This window comes from Pseudomonas sp. SIMBA_068 (genome assembly GCF_046534705.1).
Taxonomy (GTDB): Bacteria; Pseudomonadota; Gammaproteobacteria; order Pseudomonadales; family Pseudomonadaceae; genus Aquipseudomonas; species Aquipseudomonas putida.
Window position 1 is genome coordinate 606,247 of the sequence record NZ_JAWRYI010000001.1, and the last position, 20,908, is coordinate 627,154.

Annotated in this window: 16 protein-coding genes and 1 pseudogene; 8 read left to right on the forward strand and 9 right to left on the reverse strand. The window is 62.7% G+C overall.

The genetic code is table 11. The features are described from left to right. Window positions 1-6: 6 nt before the first annotated feature. The 5 genes from SB756_RS02845 to SB756_RS02865 form a co-directional block, all read right to left on the reverse strand. Window positions 7-1,170, reverse strand: a complete 1,164-nt coding sequence (locus SB756_RS02845) for an AAA family ATPase (protein WP_229608786.1) — start codon at window positions 1,168-1,170, stop codon at window positions 7-9. 107 nt (window positions 1,171-1,277) lie between these two features. Next, window positions 1,278-1,520 (reverse strand): LuxR C-terminal-related transcriptional regulator, encoded by a 243-nt coding sequence (locus SB756_RS02850; protein WP_410910123.1) that lies wholly within the window; start codon window positions 1,518-1,520, stop codon window positions 1,278-1,280. A 24-nt stretch (window positions 1,521-1,544) separates the two neighbouring features. Continuing rightward, complete coding sequence (locus tag SB756_RS02855) at window positions 1,545-2,105, reverse strand: hypothetical protein (RefSeq protein ID WP_410910124.1); 561 nt, start codon at window positions 2,103-2,105, stop codon at window positions 1,545-1,547. A gap of 127 nt (window positions 2,106-2,232) precedes the next feature. Beyond that, a complete protein-coding gene (locus SB756_RS02860) occupies window positions 2,233-2,955 on the reverse strand; it encodes a FadR/GntR family transcriptional regulator (protein WP_061203959.1) in 723 nt (240 codons plus the stop codon). 191 nt (window positions 2,956-3,146) lie between these two features. Continuing rightward, a complete protein-coding gene (locus tag SB756_RS02865; RefSeq protein WP_341796063.1) occupies window positions 3,147-4,880 on the reverse strand; it encodes an IlvD/Edd family dehydratase in 1,734 nt (577 codons plus the stop codon). Between the two features lie 186 nt (window positions 4,881-5,066). Here SB756_RS02865 and SB756_RS02870 point away from each other — a divergent pair, with 186 nt between their 5' ends. From SB756_RS02870 to SB756_RS02890, 5 genes are all read left to right on the forward strand, one after another. Continuing rightward, window positions 5,067-6,374 (forward strand): MFS transporter, encoded by a 1,308-nt coding sequence (locus SB756_RS02870; protein WP_061203957.1) that lies wholly within the window; start codon window positions 5,067-5,069, stop codon window positions 6,372-6,374. Between the two features lie 28 nt (window positions 6,375-6,402). Beyond that, complete coding sequence (gene araD1 / locus SB756_RS02875) at window positions 6,403-7,392, forward strand: AraD1 family protein (protein ID WP_341796062.1); 990 nt, start codon at window positions 6,403-6,405, stop codon at window positions 7,390-7,392. 52 nt (window positions 7,393-7,444) lie between these two features. Further along, window positions 7,445-9,019 (forward strand): aldehyde dehydrogenase (NADP(+)), encoded by a 1,575-nt coding sequence (locus SB756_RS02880; RefSeq protein ID WP_410910125.1) that lies wholly within the window; start codon window positions 7,445-7,447, stop codon window positions 9,017-9,019. Window positions 9,020-9,104: 85 nt separating this feature from the next. Continuing rightward, window positions 9,105-10,436 (forward strand): MFS transporter, encoded by a 1,332-nt coding sequence (locus SB756_RS02885; protein ID WP_341796060.1) that lies wholly within the window; start codon window positions 9,105-9,107, stop codon window positions 10,434-10,436. Between the two features lie 9 nt (window positions 10,437-10,445). Beyond that, complete coding sequence (locus SB756_RS02890) at window positions 10,446-11,402, forward strand: 2-hydroxyacid dehydrogenase (protein WP_341796059.1); 957 nt, start codon at window positions 10,446-10,448, stop codon at window positions 11,400-11,402. Window positions 11,403-11,437: 35 nt separating this feature from the next. On the opposite strand, the gene SB756_RS02895 is transcribed toward SB756_RS02890, so the two are convergent. Beyond that, a complete protein-coding gene (locus SB756_RS02895; protein ID WP_410910126.1) occupies window positions 11,438-14,497 on the reverse strand; it encodes an autotransporter domain-containing protein in 3,060 nt (1,019 codons plus the stop codon). Window positions 14,498-14,780: 283 nt separating this feature from the next. On the opposite strand from SB756_RS02895, the gene glsB reads away from it, so the two are divergent. Further along, window positions 14,781-15,689, forward strand: coding sequence for a glutaminase B (glsB, locus tag SB756_RS02900; protein ID WP_016499031.1), 909 nt, complete (start codon window positions 14,781-14,783; stop codon window positions 15,687-15,689). Here glsB and SB756_RS02905 read toward each other — a convergent pair whose 3' ends face one another. Then, on the reverse strand, window positions 15,690-16,613 hold the full coding sequence (locus SB756_RS02905; RefSeq protein WP_410910127.1) for a LysR substrate-binding domain-containing protein: 924 nt from the start codon (window positions 16,611-16,613) through the stop codon (window positions 15,690-15,692). Window positions 16,614-16,751: 138 nt separating this feature from the next. Between SB756_RS02905 and SB756_RS02910 the strand changes: the two genes are divergently transcribed. Next, window positions 16,752-17,576, forward strand: coding sequence for a phytanoyl-CoA dioxygenase family protein (locus tag SB756_RS02910; RefSeq protein ID WP_174370184.1), 825 nt, complete (start codon window positions 16,752-16,754; stop codon window positions 17,574-17,576). 80 nt (window positions 17,577-17,656) lie between these two features. After that, entirely contained in the window at window positions 17,657-19,048 is a 1,392-nt protein-coding gene (locus SB756_RS02915; protein ID WP_410910128.1) for an amino acid permease, read from the forward strand. A gap of 146 nt (window positions 19,049-19,194) precedes the next feature. Here SB756_RS02915 and SB756_RS02920 read toward each other — a convergent pair whose 3' ends face one another. After that, on the reverse strand, window positions 19,195-20,010 hold the full coding sequence (locus SB756_RS02920) for a DUF6708 domain-containing protein (RefSeq protein ID WP_410910129.1): 816 nt from the start codon (window positions 20,008-20,010) through the stop codon (window positions 19,195-19,197). A gap of 40 nt (window positions 20,011-20,050) precedes the next feature. Continuing rightward, window positions 20,051-20,644: pseudogene (locus SB756_RS02925) on the reverse strand (T6SS effector BTH_I2691 family protein); the annotation flags it as partial. Between the last annotated feature and the right edge of the window lie 264 nt (window positions 20,645-20,908).

Consider the following 20,908-nt stretch of genomic DNA (forward strand, 5'->3'; position numbering starts at 1 on the left):
CCGTGGTCAGTCAACCCATCGCCACAGTGGCTCGTCCAGCAAACCGACCCCTCGCAACTGCGTTTGCCCGTGGTGCTTCTCAAGCTCCAGCACATTGCACCCGTCGCACGCGGTCAATGCGTCGATCAGCGGCTTGCTGTGCGACACCACCCACACCTGGCTACGTTGCGAGGCGCGGATGATCAGGCGGGCCAGCGCAGGTAGCAGGTCGGCATGCAGGCTGGTTTCCGGTTCGTTCAGCACCATCAGTGACGGCGGGCGGGGTGTCAGCAGCGCTGCCATCAGCAACAGGTACCTCAAGGTGCCATCGGACAATTCAGCACCCCCTAACGGGCGCAGCAGCCCATGCTGGTGTAGCCGCACGCTGAACAGCCCGCCCGGCGGTGCATCAATCGCCAGGCGGCTGCCGGGAAACGCGTCGTCCAGCGCCGCTACCAGGTCTTCGACATCACCTATCTCGATAATGGTCTGCAACGCCGAAGCGAGGTTGCGGCCGTCGTGATGCAGCACCGGCGACCGGGTACCCAGCTGTGGCTGTCGACAAGGCGCATCGCGGTCGATGCGAAAGTGGTCGTAGAACCGCCAGCTGTTGATGAAGGCGCGCAGCTCACCAATCTCCGGCGCCTGGCGGGGTCGGCCGACGATGTTGAAGAAGCTCTCACCGCTGTCAGCATGCTGATCCAGCACTGCCCAGCCATTGCCCTCGCGGGCCCGCACCATGGCGTTCTTGCGCTCGACCAGCAAGGAAGCGGGCCGATAGGCACCAGCGCCCCAGATGGCTTCGCACTTTATCTCAGGGTCGAGCATGAACGCGGTCGGATACGGCAGGGGAATCGGCAGGCCGAGGGAGATGGCAAAACCGTAGTCCTCGGTAGCAAAGCCCAGGCGCAGGCGCCTGGCCTCGCTAGGGTGCTGGCCTTGGATGGGCACTTCGCCGCGCTTCATCCGTGCGCTGGTTGCCGGGCCGGCCCACCAGGTCGAATCCAGCCCGCCTTCACGGGCGAGGGCTTCGATCACGCCGCCCTGGGCGGTTTCGGCCAGCAGGCGCAGGGCCTTGTACAGGTTGGATTTGCCGCTGCCGTTGGCACCGGTCACCAGGTTGAGTTGGCCCAGCGGCAGTACCAAGTGGTTGATCGAGCGGTAGTTGCCGATGGCGAGGGTAGTGAGCATGCAGTGCTTTCCAGCGTGTACCAAGCGACCGATTGTGGCCGAAGCGGGGCTGCCTTGCCAGCTTCATCAGGTGTTCAGCCGCGTGCCTGCAAGGCCGCTGGCTAGCGTTAATGCACCTGGCCAGGCCACTTGCGCTGGGTAGCCAGCGCCAACAACTCACGCTGCCCAGAAATACCCAGTTTGCGGTACAGCCGCTTGATATACGTGGCCGCACTGGACAGCTGAATGCCCATGCTCGCGCTGATGACCTCTACCTCACAACCGGCCAGCATCAGTTGCAGCAGCTCCTGGTCACGCCGGGTCAGTTCCGGGTACAGGCTGACAACCCGTTCACTGAGCAGTGCCGGCATCTCATTGGCTTCGAGATAGGCGCGTTAATGCAGGCGCGAGACTTGTACGATCAGCGGGGCGGCTGTTTCGATGACATTTATTTCGTGGGGGGCAAAACGGCCGTGCTCCCGGCCCCGGTAGAAGTTTACCGATAGCCAGCGGTTGCCTTCGCAGTGCGTGAGCAGGGCAACGCGTTCGGAAATTTGCGGCAGCTCGTAGCAGATGCGACGGTAATCGCGGTGGGCGATGTCTTCGATGCCTTGGCGTTGCACCATGATGCGCTCGGCTGTGGGCAGGGCCTGGCGCGCAGTCATCGCTTGCTGGTTGCCGTCCATGCTGTAGAAGCGTTCGGCATAGTTGCTGGAGATTCTGGGTAGCTCGATCATTCGCGCGCGGTCGGCGAATGAAATGATCTGCGGGCTGCGGTTGGGGCTATAGGCGAAAATGGTGCACTGGGCCAACGGGACCTGGGCGCTGACCAGTTTCAGCATGTCGGCGGCCAACAGCTTGCCGCGGCTTTCGCTTGTGCGGGCGAGCAGGGTGGCGGTTTGCTCGATGGGTAGGCGAAAGTCGGTCGTGGAGGGGCGTAGTGGCCAGAATTCCATGCGGTACTCCCTGAGGGCAAGGCATGACTTATTGTTTTAGGCGGCCGCTGGGGCTGGGCTGTTGGGCAGGATAACCAATTTGCAGGCGCGACGCTTAGCCTGGGGGTCTGCAAGCAGTGGCTTTGCTTCAGCTTGTCGGGTCTTGCCCCAACACCTTGCTCAACGCCACGCGTGCATCTTCCAGCTGCACCAGCGATGCATGTCGCGCCCCGAGCGCGTCGCCGTTCTGAATAGCAGTGAGAATCGCCTTGTGCCGGGGCAGGGCCAGCTGGTCGAAGTTCGGCCGCTGGTTCGAATAGCGCACCGATTCACGCAGGGCCATCGACAGCATGTTGCACAGGTAGGCGAGCAGGTCGTTATGGGTGGCATCGGCGATGCGGGCGTGGAAGTCCAGGTCGGGTTGCAGGCGCTCTTCATGAGTGCGCGCGGCTTCCATGCGCTGGTAGGCTTCGCCGATCGATGCGACATCTTCGCTGGTGGCGTTGGTGGCGGCCAGCGCGGCGGCGGCGGGCTCGATGACCCAGCGTACGCTGGACAAGGTGTTGAAGAAGTCCTTTTGCGGGGTGGCCTGCATCAGCCAGTGCAGCACGTCGGGGTCGAGCATGTGCCAGTCATGGCGGGGCCTGACCAAGGTGCCTACCCGAGGGCGGGCCTGGACCAGGCCCTTGGCGGTAAGCGCGCGCATCGCTTCACGGAACACCGGCCGGCTGATCGCGTAGCTTTCGCACAGGCTGGCCTCGGAGGGCAGCTTTTGCCCGGGTGCGAGTTGGCCGGAAACGATTTGCAGGCCAAGGTCCTGGACCAGGGTGGCGTGCATGCTTTTGCGCGTGGTGGGCTGGCGGTAGTTCATGGGGGCGCGGGTGGTCCTTCGAGCGGGGCAGGCATCATAGCATTAGTGGGTGAGGGGAGGTCTGTGAGGCAGGTTTGAGCGGGTTGGGTTTGTTCGGGGCAGGGGGGCTGGGTGGCACGGGCTTCGCCCGTGTTCGCGGGTGAACCCGCTCCTACAGGTACCGTGCTTGTAGGAGCGGTGTTGCGAGCTGGTTAGTGCGAATGCTTGGGCACCGCTGCCCCCCGGCAGCCCACCAGAAAGTCGAAATCGCACCCTTCATCCGCCTGCATCACATGGTCCAGGTACAGCTTGGCGTAACCGCCAGTGATCAACTGTGGCGGGGCTTGCAGGTCGGCCAGGCGGCCGGCCAGTTCCTCGGCGCCAATGTCCAGGTGCAGCCGGCCTTCCTTGCAATCCAGCTCGATCCAGTCGCCTTCACGTACCGCTGCCAATGGCCCGCCCGCAGCGGCTTCGGGCGCCACGTGCAGCACCACGGTGCCGTAGGCGGTGCCGCTCATGCGGGCGTCGGAGATGCGCACCATGTCAGTCACACCCTGGGCCAGCAGCTTGGCAGGCAGGCCCATGTTGCCCACCTCGGCCATGCCTGGGTAGCCCTTGGGCCCGCAGTACTTCATCACCAGCACCGAATTGGCGTCCACCTCCAGCTCAGGGTCGTTGATGCGTGCCTTGTAATCTTCGAAGTTTTCGAACACCACAGCACGCCCGCGATGCTGCATCAGCGCAGGGGTTGCCGCTGAGGGTTTGAGCACCGCGCCCTTGGGCGCCAGGTTGCCGCGCAAGATACAGATGCCACCATCGGCCACCAGCGGTTTGTCGAGCGGGCGGATGACTTCTTCGTCATACAGCGGCGCGGCCTGGCAGTTGTCCCACAGGCTCTTGCCGTTGGCGGTCAGCGCGTTGGGGTTGGGCAGCAGGCCATGTTCACCCAGGCGGCGGATCACTGCGGGCAGGCCGCCGGCGTAATAGAACTCCTCCATCAGGAAGCGGCCCGAAGGCTGCAAGTCGACCAAGGTCGGTGTGCCGCGGCCGACGCGGGTCCAGTCTTCCAGTTGCAGGTCTACGCCAATGCGCCCGGCAATCGCCTTGAGGTGGATCACGGCGTTGGTCGAACCACCGATGGCGGCGTTGACGCGGATGGCATTCTCGAAGGCTTCGCGGGTAAGGACTTTCGACAGGCGCAGGTCTTCGCGCACCATGTCGACAATGCGCATGCCCGACAGGTGGGCGAGTACATAGCGGCGGGCATCCACAGCCGGGATGGCGGCGTTGTGTGGCAGCGAGGTGCCCAGCGCTTCGGCCATGCAGGCCATGGTCGAGGCGGTGCCCATGGTGTTGCAGGTGCCCGCCGAGCGCGACATGCCAGCCTCGGCCGAGAGGAACTCGTTGAGGTCGATCTGGCCGGCTTTATAGGCCTCGTGCATCTGCCAGACGATGGTGCCGGCGCCAATGTCCTTGCCTTTGTGCTTGCCGTTGAGCATCGGCCCGCCGGTAACCACGATCGCCGGTACGTCGCAGCTGGCGGCACCCATCAGCAGCGCCGGGGTGGTTTTGTCGCAGCCGGTCAGCAGCACCACGGCGTCCACCGGGTTGCCACGTATGGCTTCCTCCACGTCCATGCTCGCCAGGTTGCGGGTGAGCATGGCGGTGGGGCGCAGGTTGGACTCGCCGCTGGAAAACACCGGGAACTCCACCGGGAAGCCGCCAGCCTCCAGCACGCCTTTTTTCACATGCTCGGCAATTTTGCGGAAGTGGGCGTTGCACGGGGTCAGCTCCGACCAGGTGTTGCAGATGCCGATGATCGGCTTGCCTTGGAATTCGTGGTCTGGAATGCCTTGGTTCTTCATCCAGCTGCGGTACATGAAGCCGTTCTTGTCGGCGGTACCAAACCATTGGGCGGAGCGCAGGGGGCGTTTGTTATCTGACATGAGCGGGACACCTAATTAGTATTACTATTTGTCGTTATGTGGCTGACTCTACCGGCTAAAAAGGCATCTGTGAAGGGTTGTTGTTTTAAATGGTAATACTATATGATCGATTCGCCAGGTTAGCGGTCTGCCAAAAAGCCCCGGCCAGGTGCTGTGCCCATTACAAGAACAATTGGAGACATCGCCATGATCCAGGAGCAGCGGCTTGTCCGCCTGATCACACTGAAACTCATCCCTTTTCTGGTTCTGCTTTACCTGGTGGCCTATGTCGATCGTTCGGCGGTAGGCTTTGCCAAGCTGCACATGGGCGCCGACATCGGCCTGGGTGACGCGGCATATGGCCTTGGCGCCGGGCTGTTCTTCATCGGTTATTTCCTTTTCGAGGTGCCGAGCAACCTGTTGCTCGACCGCTTTGGCGCACGTCGCTGGTTTGCCCGCATTCTGCTGACCTGGGGCGCGATCACCGTCGGCATGGCGTTTGTCACGGGGCCAAATGGCTTCTATGTGATGCGCTTTTTGCTGGGGGCCGCCGAGGCGGGCTTCTTCCCCGGCGTGCTGTACTACATCACCCAGTGGTACCCGGTGCGCCATCGCGGCAAGATCCTTGGTTTCTTCATTCTTTCGCAGCCGTTGGCCATGCTGATCACCGGGCCGCTTTCCGGCGCGCTGCTGGGGCTGGAGGGCAGCTACGGCCTGCATGGTTGGCAGTGGCTGTTCATCTGTATCGGTACCCCGGCGGTGCTGCTGGCCTGGCCAACCCTGCGGCTGCTGCCGGACGGCCCAGCCAAGGTGCGCTGGCTCAGCGACGAGCAACGCAACTGGCTGCAAGAGCAGTTGGCCAACGACCTGCGCGAGTTTGGCCAGACCCGTCATGGCAACCCGCTGCATGCGCTGAAGGATGGCCGGGTGCTGTTGCTGGCGCTGTTCTACTTGCCGATGACCCTGAGCATCTACGGCCTGGGCCTGTGGCTGCCGACGCTGATCCATCAGTTTGGCGGCAGTGACCTGGTTACCGGTTTCGTCTCGGCCGTGCCCTACCTGTTCGGCATCATCGGCCTGTTGATCGTGCCGCGTAGCTCCGACCGCCTGAATGATCGCTATGGCCATCTGGGCCTGCTGTACGCACTGGGGGCCATCGGCCTGTTCTTCAGCGCCTGGCTGACGGTGCCGGTGCTGCAGTTGGCCGCGCTCTGCCTTGTGGCGTTTGCGCTGTTCTCCTGTACAGCCATCTTCTGGACGTTGCCGGGGCGGTTCTTCTCCGGTGCCAGCGCTGCTGCGGGCATCGCCTTGATCAACTCGATCGGCAACCTCGGCGGCTACCTGGGCCCGTTCGGCATCGGCGCGCTCAAGGAGCACACCGGGCAACTGTCGTCCGGCCTGTATTTCCTGGCGCTGGTGATGCTGTGCGGGGTGCTGCTCACCGGCGTTGTCTACAACCGCCTGGAGCGCCGCCAGCGCCTGGCTTCCACGCGGGCGGCGCAAGCCTCCCGCTAATCTTTGCAACCGACAAGCGAGCACAAGCATGCGACTGATCCAATTCGAAACCGCTGGCGGCGAGCGCCGCGTGGGCGTGGTGGAAGGCGAGTACGCCCTTGAAGTACGTGGCGCCAGCAGTACCCGTGAGCTGGCCCTGCAGGCCATTGCCGCTGGCCGTGACCTGGCCGGCGAGGTGCAGGCCGCCGGGCTGGGCGAGCGCCATGACTATCTGGCCTTGCTGAGCGAAGGCCGTGTATTGCCACCGCTGGACCACCCGGACCCGGCCCACTGCCTGGTGACCGGTACAGGGTTGACCCACCTGGGCAGTGCCGCCACCCGCGACAAGATGCACCAGCAGCAGGCTGAGGGTGCCGTGACCGACAGCATGCGCATGTTCCAGTGGGGCCTGGAGGGCGGTCGGCCGCCGGCGGGCGAGGAGGGTGCGCAACCGGAGTGGTTCTACAAAGGCGACGGCGGCATCGTCGTGCGCCCCGGCGCCGATTTGCCGCTACCGGCTTTCGCCGAAGATGCCGGCGAAGAGCCGGAACTGGTCGGGCTGTACCTGATCGGCACCGATGGCACGCCATACCGCCTGGGCTACGCCCTGGGCAACGAGTTCTCCGACCATGTGATGGAGCGGCGCAACTACCTGTACCTGGCGCATTCCAAGCTGCGCGCCTGCAGCTTCGGTCCGGAGCTGCGCCTGGGGGCATTGCCGGCGCACCTGGAAGGCACCAGCCGCATCCTGCGCGATGGGCAGGTGCTGTGGAGCAAGCCGTTTCTGTCGGGCGAGCAGAACATGTGCCACAGCTTCGAAAACCTTGAGTTTCATCACTTCAAGTACGACCAGTTCCTGCGTGCTGGCGATATCCATGTGCACTATTTCGGCACCGCCACGCTGTCGTTTGCTGACGGCGTTCAGGCTCGCCCGGGCGATACCTTCGAGGTCAGCCTCGACGCCTTTGGCCAGCCGTTGCGCAATGGCATTGCCGCAGCGCCTGGGCAGGTTCGCCCTGGGGTAGTGAAAAGCCTTTGAGCTTGATGCCAGCCAGTCAAGGCATCCTCTTTATCTGTTACAGGAGTCAATCATGTCTGGAAGCAACTTCATTGGCGGGCAGCGCAGCGCTGCTGGCAGTGTGCGCCTGCAAAGCGTCGATGCGCGCACCGGCGAAGCATTGCCTGTGGCCTTCATCCAGGCCACCCCTGAGGAGGTGGCCGCAGCCGCCCAGGCCGCCGAAGCGGCTTTTGCCGAATACAACGCCATGGCGCCAGAGCGCCGTGCGCAGTTTCTGGATGCCATTGCCGATCAGCTGGACGCGCTGGACGATAGCTTCGTCGCCACCGTGTGCCGCGAGACGGCGTTGCCGGCTGGGCGTATCCAGGGCGAGCGTAGCCGAACCAGCAACCAGATGCGCCTGTTCGCCAAGGTGCTGCGCCGTGGCGATTACCTGGGGGCGCGCATCGACCGCGCGCAGCCACAACGCCAGCCGCTGCCACGCCCCGACTTGCGCCAGTACCGTACCGGCCTGGGCCCGGTGGCCGTGTTCGGCGCCAGCAACTTCCCGCTCGCGTTCTCCACTGCCGGCGGTGACACCGCCGCAGCGCTGGCTGCCGGTTGCCCGGTGGTGGTCAAGGCACACAGCGGCCATATGGCCACGGCCGAGCAGGTGGCCGAGGCCATCGAGCGTGCGGCGGTAGCCACCGGCATGCCCGCTGGCGTGTTCAACATGATCTACGGTGCCGGTGTCGGTGAAGCGCTGGTACGCCACCCGGCCATCCAGGCTGTGGGCTTTACCGGTTCGCTCAAGGGCGGCCGTGCCCTGTGCGACCTGGCTGCGGCGCGCCCTCAGCCGATCCCGGTGTTTGCCGAGATGAGCAGCATCAACCCGGTGCTGGTATTGCCAGCGGCGTTGCAGGCCCGCGGCGAGCAAGTGGCCAAGGAACTGGCCGCTTCGGTGGTGCTGGGCTGCGGGCAGTTCTGCACCAACCCCGGGCTGGTCATTGGTATCGCCGGTGAGGCGTTCAGCGCCTTCGTCGCGGCACTGGCTGCGCAACTGGCGGACCAGCCCGCCCAGACCATGCTCAATGCGGGCACCTTAAGCAGCTATGCCCGCGGCGTGCAGCGCCTGCAGCAACACCCGGGCGTGCGCCATCTGGCCGGTACCGGGCAGGTAGGCGAGCAAGCCCAGGCACAGTTGTTCCAGGCCGATGTGAGCCTGCTGCTCAACGGCGACGAGCTGCTGCAGGAGGAGGTTTTCGGCCCAGCCACGGTGGTGGTCGAAGTGGCCGACCAGGCCGAATTGCACCGCGCCCTGCAAGCCCTGCATGGGCAACTGACCGCCACCCTGATTGCCGAGCCGGAAGACTTCCAGCGCTTTGCCACGCTGGTGCCCCTGCTGCAGCGCAAGGCCGGGCGCCTGTTGGTCAATGGCTACCCGACCGGCGTCGAGGTATGCGATGCGATGGTGCATGGTGGGCCGTACCCGGCCACCTCCGATGCCCGTGGTACCTCGGTCGGCACACTGGCCATCGACCGCTTCTTGCGCCCGGTGTGCTACCAGGACTACCCGGACGCGCTGCTGCCCGATGCCCTTAAAAACGCCAACCCGCTAGGCCTGCAACGCCTGGTCGATGGCCAACACAGCCGTGACGCGCTGAGCTGACCCGGCGCTGGCGCTGTATGCCCGCCGGATATGCCCCGGCGGGTTTCCGACCGACACCACAAAATAACAACAAGAGGTTGCAGCCATGCCGAGTCGTTCCCTGCCCGCCGACCAGGTCGCGTGGGACTCATTGGATAATCGCCTGTTTCGCAAGATCAGCTGGCGCATCGTGCCGTTGTTCATCGTGTGTTTTCTGTTCGCCTATCTGGACCGGGTCAATATCAGCTTCGCCAAACTGCAGATGCAAAGCGCGCTGGGTTTCAGTGACGCTGTCTACGGCCTGGGTGCGAGCCTGTTCTTCGTCGGCTACTTCCTGTTCGAGGTACCGAGCAATGTGCTGCTGCACCGCATCGGCGCGCGTATCTGGATTGCCCGCATCATGGTCAGCTGGGGCTTGACCTCGGCGGCAATGATGTTCGTCACCAGCGAAACCTGGTTCTACGTGCTGCGTTTTCTGATTGGTGTGATGGAAGCCGGCTTCGTGCCGGGGGTACTGTACTTCTTCACCCAGTGGTACCCCAGCGATCGCCGTGCGCGCATCAACGCCTATTTCAAAAGCTCGATCTGCCTGTGTGGCATCGTCGGCGGTCCGTTGGCCGGGTTTATCCTCAGTCACTTCGACGGGGTAAGCGGCCTGGCCGGATGGCAGTGGCTGTTCTTGCTCGAAGGCCTGCCTTCGGTGGTGCTCGGCCTGCTGGTACTTTGGCTGGTCAGTGACCGCATCGAAGATGCCCGCTGGCTCGACGGCGAAGAGAAGCGCTACCTGCGCGCGCGCCTGGACGCCGAGCCCAAGCCCAGTGGTGGCAGCTCGATCAGGGCGATTTTGCGCGAGCCGGCTTCGCTGGCGCTGTCGGCGATTTACCTGTGCCTGGTCATGGCGCTGACCGGTTTGCTTTTCTGGATGCCTCAGCTGATTCGTAACGCCGGGGTGGACGATGCCCTGGATATCGGCCTGCTGACGATGATCCCGTATCTGCTGGCAGTGGTGGGCAACCTGCTGATCGGCCGCAGCTCCGACCTGCGCGGCGAGCGCCGCTGGCATATGGCGAGTTGCGCAGCGATAACCACCGTGGGTTATGCCCTTTGTGCCGGTTTCAACGCCCAGCTTTGGGTGCTGATGCTGGGCATGAGCCTGGTCATGACCGGGATCATCGCCTGGATGCCGATCTTCTGGACCTTGCCGCCTAAATACTTGGCCGGGTTGGCCGCTGCGGCCGGCATTGCGCTGATCAATTCGATTGGCCAGCTCGGCGGCATCATTGCCCCCTACATGGTGGGCAAAGTCCGAGAACTCAGCGGCTCGGCGACCCCCGCACTATGGCTGTTGACGGCGGTCAGCCTGCTGGCGGTGGTGTTGATTGTCTGGGCCGTGCCACGCCGCTTGTATGCGGCTCAATCTGAATCGCGCACCCACTGAGGAGGTTGCATGCAACGTGTCGTTTCTTTCGGCCCTGTTTCCAGCGCCGAGGTGCTGGCCGACCTTGAAAAGCGGTACCACTTCCGGCGTTTCGACCAGCCGCTGGCTGACCGCGAAAGCTTCCTGGCGGCCTTGGCCACTGCCGACGGAATGATCGGCAGTACCTTGCCGCTGGATGCCGCGCTGCTCGACTACGCGCCTGCGCTGAAGGTGATTGCCAGCGTGTCTGCCGGCATCGACAACTACCCTTTGGGCTATCTGCGCGACCGCGGTATTTGCCTGACCAACACCCCCGACGCAGTGACCGAAACCACCGCCGATACCGGGTTCATGCTGTTGATGATGGCCGCGCGACGGGCTTGTGAGCTGGGCCAACTGGTGCGTGACGGCGGCTGGACGTGCGCTATCGATGCTTCGCGCTTCGGCCTGGATGTACACGGCAAGACCTTGGGCATCGTCGGCCTTGGCCGCATTGGTGCGGCCGTGGCCAGGCGCGCGCACTTCGGTTTTGGCATGCCGGTGCTGTACAGCGGCAATAGCGCCAAGCCCGTATATGAAGCGGAGTTCGCGGCACGGCGTGTGCCGCTGATGCAGTTGCTGGCCGAGGCGGACTTCGTCTGCGTCTGCGTGCCGCTGAGTGCAGACACCCACCACCTGTTCGGCCGCGAGCAGTTCGCCGCCATGCGTGCGGATGCGGTGTTCGTCAATATTGCCCGCGGCGCGGTGGTCGACGAGGCCGCGCTGGTACAGGCGCTGGCCGAAGGGCAGATCCGTGCGGCCGGGCTGGATGTATACGAGCGGGAGCCGCTGCCAGCGGGCTCGCCATTGCTGGCGTTGCCCCAGGTGGTGGCCTTGCCGCACATTGGCTCGGCCACTGTCGAGACACGTGCGTTGATGGCCCGTACCGCAGCGGCTGAACTGGCGGCAGTGCTTGAGGGCAGGGCACCACAGCATCCCGTGCTGTAGGCCCTGGCTTGCCTGCGCAGCTCTGCCGCAGCAGCTTAGAAGCGGACCGTGATACCCGCATTGACCGAATGGAACCGGGCGTCCGAACCAAACTGGCCCTGGTACGACAGGCCCACCTCAGTCTGGCGGTTCAGTTGCACTTTCGCCCCCACTTCGGTCATTGCCACGTTGCGCGTCTGGGCGATGCCCTGCACCGCGAAGTCCGGGCCACCGGCAAAGGCCTGGGTGCTGCTTGGGTCCAGGTCGCCGTAGGCGCGGCGCCAGCCCAGCGAACCGTAGAACTGGGTGTCGTGGTCAGCCACGCGGGTGCGGGTTGAAGCGCGCATGCCCACGGTCGAGAACCAGGTGTCCTGCTTTTCACTGGCCACGTCCAGGGCAGCCGCACCGCCTTTTTCGTGGAAGCTGTCGGCGTCGTACTTCACGTAGGCCACGCCCACGAACGGCTCCAGCGCCACCGCACCCAGGCCGATGCGGTAAGCCGCTTCGCCACTGGCCTGCAACGTGTTGGCGTCGCGCTCGCCCTTCAGGTGGTCGTTGAACCCGGCGAAGGCCACGTTGCGTTTGCTGTCCAGCTTGTGCCAAGTGTAGCCGACGTCTGCGCTCAGGCGCAGGGCATCGAGTTGGGCACCGGTGTACAGGCCCAGGTGGTAGTTGTCGCTGTGGCCCTTGGCATCGCGGTCGTCGGCATCGAACTTGGTGCGGCTGTAGCCACCGTAAACACCGGCGCGCCAGTCCGGGTTGATGCTGCCATCGGCGCCAATCAGTACACCGCCGGTTCTCTGGTGCAGGCCGCCAGCGCCGTTGTTGCCGTCCAGCTTGGACCAGTTGCCGAAGGTTTGTGCCCAGGCACCGCCCTGCGCTTCAGGGGTGGTTGGCATGAGGTTCGAAGCACCCAACGGCATGCGCACGCTCGTGCTGTCGAACAAGTCGCGCAGGCGGGTGCCCAGCACGCCGGAAACCACCTGGCTGTTGGCGATAAGCGCGGTGCCGGTGCTGGCGTGGTAGTCACCGGAGAGCTGGTCGATGGCATTGCGCGCGCTGTCGGCATCCAGCACCAGCAGGTTGTTGTACAGGCGCAGCGGGTCGCCGCTTTGCTGCAGCACGCTTAGTGCGCCTGCGGTGTGCCACTGGTTTTCGGTTTGCGCCACGGTCTGGAAGATGCCGGGGGTGCCAGGCCCGCCCGTTTCTGGCGGCTGCACCGGGGGTAGTACGGGAGGCTGTACGGGCGGCTGTACGGGCGGCTCGACCGGGGGCTGTACCGGTGGTTGTACAGGCGGCTCGACAGGCGGTTCCACCGGAGGCGTCACCGGTGGTTCTACGGGCGGCTCCACGGGTGGTTCAACCGGTGGTTCAACCGGTGGCTCAACAGGGGGAGTGGTCTTCTGCGCGATGGTCAGGTTCAGTTCGTTGGCTGTGCGCTGCAGGCTGACGTTGAGAAACGCCGAGTTGGTGAAGGCCTGGGCATAGGCCGTGCCGGCAGCCGCACCGTCCACTACACCGCCCTGGGCCGCCAACAGCGTATAGGTTTGCCCGGTCTGGTAGCTTTGCGCGTCGTTGAGCGTGGTGACATCGACCCGTGTGCCACGCAGGGTCGCGCTGCCGCTGACGTTTACGCGGTCGGCGCCGCCATTGCCGGCGATGTCTGCGGCGTAGCGCGAGCCGTCGGCCATGTCCAGGTCGCCCTTGATCGACAGGGTGCCCAACGCGCCTTCACCCGGCGAGAGGGTACCGCCCGAGGCCACATGGGTGGTGCCGACCTGGCCGTTACCGGCCAGCACGCCACCGGCCAGCACCTGGGCGCGGTTGCTGTAGTTGCCCGAGGCGTCGGTGTGGCCCACGGTGCCGTTGACCACCAGGGTGCCATTGCCGACGCTCAGCAGCGAGGTGCCGCGTGGGTTGGTCTGGTCGACATCGCCGGCCAGCACCAAACGCCCGCCGCGCACCACCGTGCTGCCGGACATCCCGGTCAGGTCGCCGCTCAGGGTGGTGTTGCCGCTGAAGGCGTAAACGCGGCCCGCACCGCTGATGCTGTTGCTCAGTTGCAGGTCGCTGTCGGTGTGGTTGAACGCTAGCGCTCCGCTACCGGCGCCGAAGCGGATTGCCGTTTGCGGGTCCAGGCGGCCGGCGGCCTGTGCGGCGCTGGCCGTGAGGGCGTCGATATCGGTGCGGCTATCGTCTCGTACAACCCCGCCCCCGATGCTGAGGGTGCCGCGTGCGGCCGAGTTGATGCTGGTCAGCACGCTGATGTCGATGCCTTCGGTACTGCTCAGCTCGGCGCCATTGCCCAATACCAGGTTGGTGCTCGAAGTGGTGGTGCCCAAGGTCAGTGCGCGGGTGGCCAGGCGCGTGCCTTCGCCGGACACGCTCACCACGGTGTTGCGGTTCAGGTTGGCCGAGCCCAGCTCCATCGAGTCACTGGTCAGCACCGCACCGTTGCTCAGGCTGAGGTCGTTGCGGTTGCGGAAGGTGCCGGTGTTGTCCCAGCGGGTGTTGGCGCCGGACAGGTCGCTGATCGAGTTGATGGCCACACGTTCGCTGGCAAGCTGCCCGCCATCGCGCAGGGTAATGCGCGAGTCGTAAAGGAATACGCCGCCAGAAGTCACGTTGACTGCGTCCACCTTCGCACCCTGGCCACTGACCACCAGGTTCGCCCGGGACAGCGCATTGCCGGCGTTGCCGTTGTCGCTGAGCTGCAGGTCGCGCACCGATACCTGGCCGCCGTCGAGCACGTTGAGCGTGCCCTGGCCGGCGCCGCCGACCACGATGGTGTTACCCAGCACGGCAGTGGTACGGGGCACCACCCAGCGCGTACCAGGGCCCTGGACCGTGACAGTCGCCATGGCCGTACTGGCTTCGTTGTTGGTGAGCGAGCCACCGATCCGCCCACCCTTGCTGGTGAGTTCGGCGCCGTTGTTGATGGTCAGGCTGGCGGGCACGCCGTTGCCGGGGCGCAGCGACACCGTGCCATCGTAGGCGCGGTCACTGCTGAAGGTGTCCTCGCCACTGTCGAGGATGTAGTCAGCTGCTTGAGCGCTCGGCAGCAGGGCGAGGCTGATCGCGAACGTCAGCGGGGATAGTCGGAAAAGGGGATTCATAGCGACTCCAGATACTCCATTAGATGCCACGCAAGTGGCTGCCAGCCCTGAGGGCAATGGCGTTCCATATGTGCAACGGATTAACGCTGGGAGTATCGGCAAGCCCTTGCCGCGCTGAGAATAGTACGCATGTGCTAGTGGCTTGCGGAACGTGACGCTGCGCACACAGTGGGCTGTATGGCGCACATGCGTTTCTTGCCGAATGTGTGATCTATGCCACTCAGTCTTCGTCAAGCATGCGACCCCTTACCGACGTCTGAAGGGGATTGAGCCAGGGCCTTTCATGCAAACGCTGTTGAACGAGATTCTTGAAGAAGTACGCCCCTTGATCGGCAAGGGCAAAGTGGCTGACTACATCCCAGCGCTGGCCGACGTACCGGCGCAGCAGTTGGGCATCGCGGTCTATAGCAACGATGGCAGCCATTACTGTGCAGGCGATGCAAGCGTGCCTTTTTCGGTGCAGAGTATTTCCAAGGTGTTCAGCCTGGTTCAGGCAATAGGCCACTCAGGTGAAGCCATTTGGGAGCGGCTTGGCCATGAGCCTTCAGGCCAGCCGTTCAATTCGCTGGTGCAGCTGGAGTTCGAGCGCGGGCGCCCGCGCAACCCGTTTATCAATGCGGGGGCGTTGGTGATCTGCGATATCAACCAGTCACGCTTCGCAGCACCCACGTTGTCGATGCGTGATTTTGTTCGACGTCTTTCGGGCAACCCTCACATTTCGATCGATGCCCGTGTCGCCGATTCGGAATATCAGTTCCGCGCGCGCAACGCTGCCATGGCTTACCTGATGCAGTCTTTTGGTAACTTCCATAACGAAGTCGAGCCGGTGCTGCGCAGTTACTTCAGTTACTGCGCGCTACAAATGAACTGCCTGGACCTGGCCCGGGCATTCTGCTTCCTGGCCAACGACGGGTTTTGCAAGCACAGCGAAGAGCAAATCCTCACCCGGCGCCAGGCCCAGCAGGTGAACTCGATCATGGCCACCAGCGGGCTGTATGACGAAGCCGGTAATTTCGCCTACCGAGTGGGGTTACCAGGCAAGAGTGGCGTGGGTGGCGGCATTGTGGCGATTGTGCCGGGGCAATTTACCGTATGCGTTTGGTCCCCCGAGTTGAATGCTGCGGGCAACTCCCTCGCGGGCATGGCAGCGCTGGAGTTGCTGAGTTCACGGATCGGGTGGTCGGTGTTTTGATCAGTGGGCGGGCTCGCCGGTAACGGAGCCTGCTATCTCCTGAGTCACCCAGCCCTTGAACGCCTCCGCTACCGGCGACGGGTGCATGGCGCCTGACTGGGCCAGCACCACTTTTTGTGGTGACACCTCTTCCAGTAATGGCCGGCACAGCAGCGGTGTACCGTCATAGCAGTGGTCGCCGGCTGGGCGGGTGCACGACAGGGCAACCCCGTAGCCATGCGCGACCAGGCCGCGTTGCATCTCGAAGGTCTGGGTGTATTGCTGGGTGCGCGGTTGCAGGTTGTGCGCCCAAAACAGTGAAAGGAAATACTCACGCGTTTGTGCGATGTCCTCAAGAATCAGGCATTCCTGGGCCAGTTCATGCAGCGGTATCGCTGCCAGGTGGGCCAGGCGATGGTCCGTAGCGATGAGCGCGTAGGGTTTCAACTCCGCCAGTACCTGGCGCGGCAGCGAGGGATCAAGGCCGATGTCGTAAGTAAGCGCAAGCTCTGCTTTACCGGCGCTCAGGTGGCGGTGCACGCCTGCCAGGTCCGTTTCGAACAGCGTTACCTCGACATCGGGGTACTGCTTGCGAAAGCTCGATAGCAGCCGGGGTGCGAAGTATGGGCCTAAGTCTTGAAAGCAGATTAGCGACAGGTTGCCGCGCAGCGAGCCTTGCGCTGTATCGGCGTTCTGATTCATGGCGATGGCCATGCCAATGATATCGCGGGCCTGTGCGAGCAATCGCGTGCCCGCTGACGTCAGCTCCAGCCCTCGGCTGACCTGGCGCCGGAATAGCCGCTCATTCAGCGCCTCTTCAAGTTGGGCAATAGCGACCGATACCGACGGCTGTGAAACGTGGCGGGCTCTCGCCGCAGCGCTGATGCTGCCGTGTTCGGCCACGGCGACGAAGTACTCTAACTGCCGGAACGAGAAACCTATCATTTTTTCCTATACTCCGGATTAGGAAATATATTCTTTTCCTATTGGTGCCGAAACGCAATACTCGCCGTGCACCATGCTTGTCCCGCTTAACTTCTGGCAGTGGTGCTGTTGCCCAATAAAAAGACCAAAGGGTGCTTTATGAAACAGTCCGCCGAATTTCAACTCAGCGAAGAAACCATCGAAGCTTTCCAGCGTGATGGTGCTGTCTGCGTACGTAATTTGTTCACGCCGGAGGAAGTTGCACTGCTCGAAACCGGCATCGAACAGAACCTGAAAACCCCCAGCGAGCGCGCCAAAGTGGCGAGCCGCCCCGACGACCCAGGTTGGTTCTTCGAAGACTTCTGCAACTGGGGCGATATCGCGGCCTATCGCCAGTTCATCTTCGAGAGCCGGGTGGGTAGCGTTGCCGCTCAACTCATGAACAGCGAAACAGCCCGGCTTTATCACGATCATCTGCTGGTCAAGGAGCCCAACACGCGCCAGCGCACGCCTTGGCACCAGGACCAGCCGTACTACAACATCGATGGGCGCCAGAACTGCAGCATGTGGATGCCTATCGACCCTGTCGCAAGGGAATCCACCCTGGAGTTTGTAGGGGGCTCGCACCTGGGGCCGTGGCTGATGCCGCGCAGCTTCCTCGACAGCCAGGCGCAATGGTTCCCGGAAGGCAGCCTGGCCGACTTGCCGGATATCGAGGCCGACCGCAGCGCCTGGCACATCCTCGGCTGGGAGCTTTCCCCAGGCGACGCGGTGTTCTTCCACATGCTGACCTTGCACGCTTCTGGAGGTGTCGGGGGCAACCGCCGGCGCCGTGCCTTCTCGGTGCGTTTCCTGGGCGACGACATCACTCACGCACCGCGCCAGTGGAAAACTTCACCGCAGTTTCCCGGGCTCGAAACACAATTGGCCAGCGGTGCCCAGATGAACCATGAGTTGTTCCCGGTGCTGTGGCCAAGAGCTTGATGATTGAATAAGTGCGTGCCTGATTAAAACGCACAGCATCTGCGTTGTGCGGACCTGATAATAAAATCAAGAAGGTATCTATGAGCGCTCAATCTTCACAACAGCTGAAGCGGGGTCTCTCTACCCGGCATATTCGCTTCATGGCATTAGGTTCTGCTATCGGTACGGGGCTGTTCTATGGCTCGGCATCGGCAATAAAACTGGCAGGGCCATCAGTGTTGCTCGCCTATTTGATAGGGGGGGCCGCCATTTACATGATGATGCGCGCCCTTGGCGAAATGGCAGTTCATAACCCGGTGTCAGGTTCGTTCGGCCACTATGCCAGCCAATACCTGGGCCGCTATTTTGGCTTTCTGACTGGTTGGAGCTACGCGTTCTCCATGTTGGTGGTGTGCCTGGCAGACGTGACGGCGTTTGGCGTCTACATGGGGCTGTGGTTCCCCGAAACACCCGCCTGGATCTGGGTGCTTGGAATAGTGTTCTTCATCGGGGCGCTGAACCTGTGTAGCGTGAAAGTGTTCGGCGAGATGGAGTTCTGGTTGTCGTTGCTGAAGGTGACCGCTATCGTTGCCATGATTGTGGCAGGCGGGGCCGTGCTGCTGTTGGGCATCCAGCTGAACGACGAGGCAGGCACTGTTGCCGGCATCTCGAACCTGTGGAGCCACGGCGGGTTCTTCCCTAATGGCATCGGTGGGATGATTGCTTCGTTCACCGTTGTGATGTTCGCTTTTGGCGGGGTCGAAATGATCGGCATTACCGCAGGCGAGGCAAAGGACCCGAAGCGCGTGCTGCCTAAGGCCATCAACTCGGTGCCTCTGCGCATTCTGCTGTTCTATATCCTTACCCTGTTCGTGCTCATGGCCATTTATCCCTGGACCAGCATTGGCAGCCACGGTAGCCCATTCGTTCAGATCTTCAGTGGCCTTGGCATCAGCTCAGCGGCAACCGTGTTGAACATCGTGGTAATTTCCGCTGCGGTATCAGCCATCAATAGCGACATATTCAGCGCCGGGCGAATGATGTACGGCATGGCTCAAAACGGCCAAGCCCCTGGCGGATTTGCATCATTGTCGCGTTTCGGTGTGCCGTGGATGACGGTTGCAGTGATGGGCGTCGCTCTGCTGTTGGGCGTGGTATTGAATTACCTGGTGCCAGAAGACTTGTTCCTGGTGCTTGCCGCGGTGGTCACTTTCTCCATTGTCTGGGTCTGGTTGATGATCCTGCTGTCGCAGGTGGCCATGCGGCGCGGCATGAGTAAGGAGGAAGTTGCTGCACTGGGCTATCGGGTGCCGCTGTGGCCGGTAGGGCCGGCTTGCGCGATTGCGTTCATGGTGTTCATCTTTGGCGTGCTCGGTTGGTTCCCGGCCAGCCGCACCGCCATGTATGTCGGGGTTGGCTGGTTGGTCCTTCTGTCTTTGGGCTACTGGCTGTGGGGTGTACGTACACCGCGACCAGTGTCAGCCAGCGCATGAGGCATTGAACTGTGCGCGTTCCGCATTGCGAGGGGACCGGCCCCTTCGCGGGTTCACCCGCGAACACCGGCAAAGCCGGTGCCATCCAGCGCGCTGTCTCGTCCTACTGATCTTGGCCGAATCGCCAGCACCGAGTGCGGTAGTTTTCAGCAGACCTCATCCGTTGCTGGCGCAGTGCGTGACTCAAGGTCGATTTCCGTCGGCCACTGTACTTTCGGCGCCAGGCAATGCATGTGGCTCAGGCCATCGTCATCGTTCCAGTCGCGGGGTGGGTGCACGAACTTGGGCAGGGCTTCCGGGCCTTGCTGCATGAAGAGCCGGGCAATGGCCCAGAAAGCCTTGCCCTCATGCAGGGTATGAGTGAAGAAGACGCGATCAATGACTTCGTCAGTCTCAGGATTACGGACTGACAGCATGACGTTTTCGATCAGGCCACCATGGCCAGGGGCGTAGATTCGGTAGACCTCGGCGGTGACGTCGTCCCAGTTGTAGGCGACGGGTTGGACACCCCAGCGTTTACGGCTGAAGATGAAGACGCGGTCGAACCTGTACTCGTAGATGTAGATTTTTCGACGCAGGCGATTGAAGCGAATAGGTTCGTCTCTGGGGATGACCAGATCCAGCCTGATGTAAGGGATAAGTGCCCACAGCATTACGGGCGGGCCGAGTATAAATAAAATATTCATTAACCAGTCGCGCCCCCAGCCGTAGATAAATAAATCCCAGTACAAAGAAAGTGCTAGGCCGGCGCAAAATAATAGTCCAGGAACACCGACTAGCGCTGAAAACCCTCGGAGGCTTACCGTTTTTCTCGGTAATTCAAGGTGCACGTCATCAAATTGATTGGGTGGAGGGTTTACATGCGCTGTCCAATAGTGGGTTTCTGGTTTTTCTCCCACTGAAGGCAGATCGTAGCTCCAGCCTATCGCGCGCTCACTCAACACCTTAGGTTTAACTGTCATTCATTTATCTCTCGAGAGCAAATTTCAATGTAGGCGTCCGGGAGCACCCATGCTGGGCGTACTCGAACACATCCTTGTCGACCTGCAGGTTGTCGGGCGTCATGGCAATGCCCAGCAATTCTGGGTTGTTGCGGGCTTGCGTGAGGTCGACCCCCTCGAAGCGGTGCGCGGGCGCCTGGCCCTTCTTGTAGGCATTCAGCACGCTCGCCGGCCAAGGGTCGCTAGAGAAAGCCAGCCAAGCGCTGCCATACCGGTCGGTGTCAATGTTCAGGAAGGCGGAAGGGATATCGTGGTTTTCATTCACGCATTTTTCGGGCAGCGACGCGGGTAGGCCGTCTGAAGGTTCGTAGGGATTGAAGCGGCGCAGGTGGCCCTGTTCGCTGACTTCGTAGGCATGCCAGACCTGCTGATCGAGCAGTACATACAGGTAACCCAGGCGCAAGGTGCGCAGGCCCATCCTGGCTGAAACGTGCAGGCTACCGGCGACGGTGGTGACGCAACCTGGGCGCGCATCCGGGACCAGGGCGCGGCGCAGCGGTAGTATCGGCAAACCTTGCCGCTCGCAGGCCATGCAGTGGTCAGAAGGGAGCCCGGCTTCGGCTGCCGCAATGGCGATACGTTGGCTGATTGTCAAAAACGACCTCGCGTTGAAAGGGACTGTGATGGTCCCTGAACACTAACGAGGAATCGCTTGCCGGAGGTTCCTGGGGCGTCCTAAAACCTTGTAGGAAACGTCTCTAAATGAGCCATTGGATAATCATAAAACTGTCCACTGACGGGCTCTCGGGTCGCAGGCATGTGGGAGCGGGCGCGCCCGCGAACACCGGCAGCGCCGGTGCCATCCACCGCGTTGAATTCTTCGCGGGTGAACCCGCTCCCACAGGTTTTGCGTAAGGCT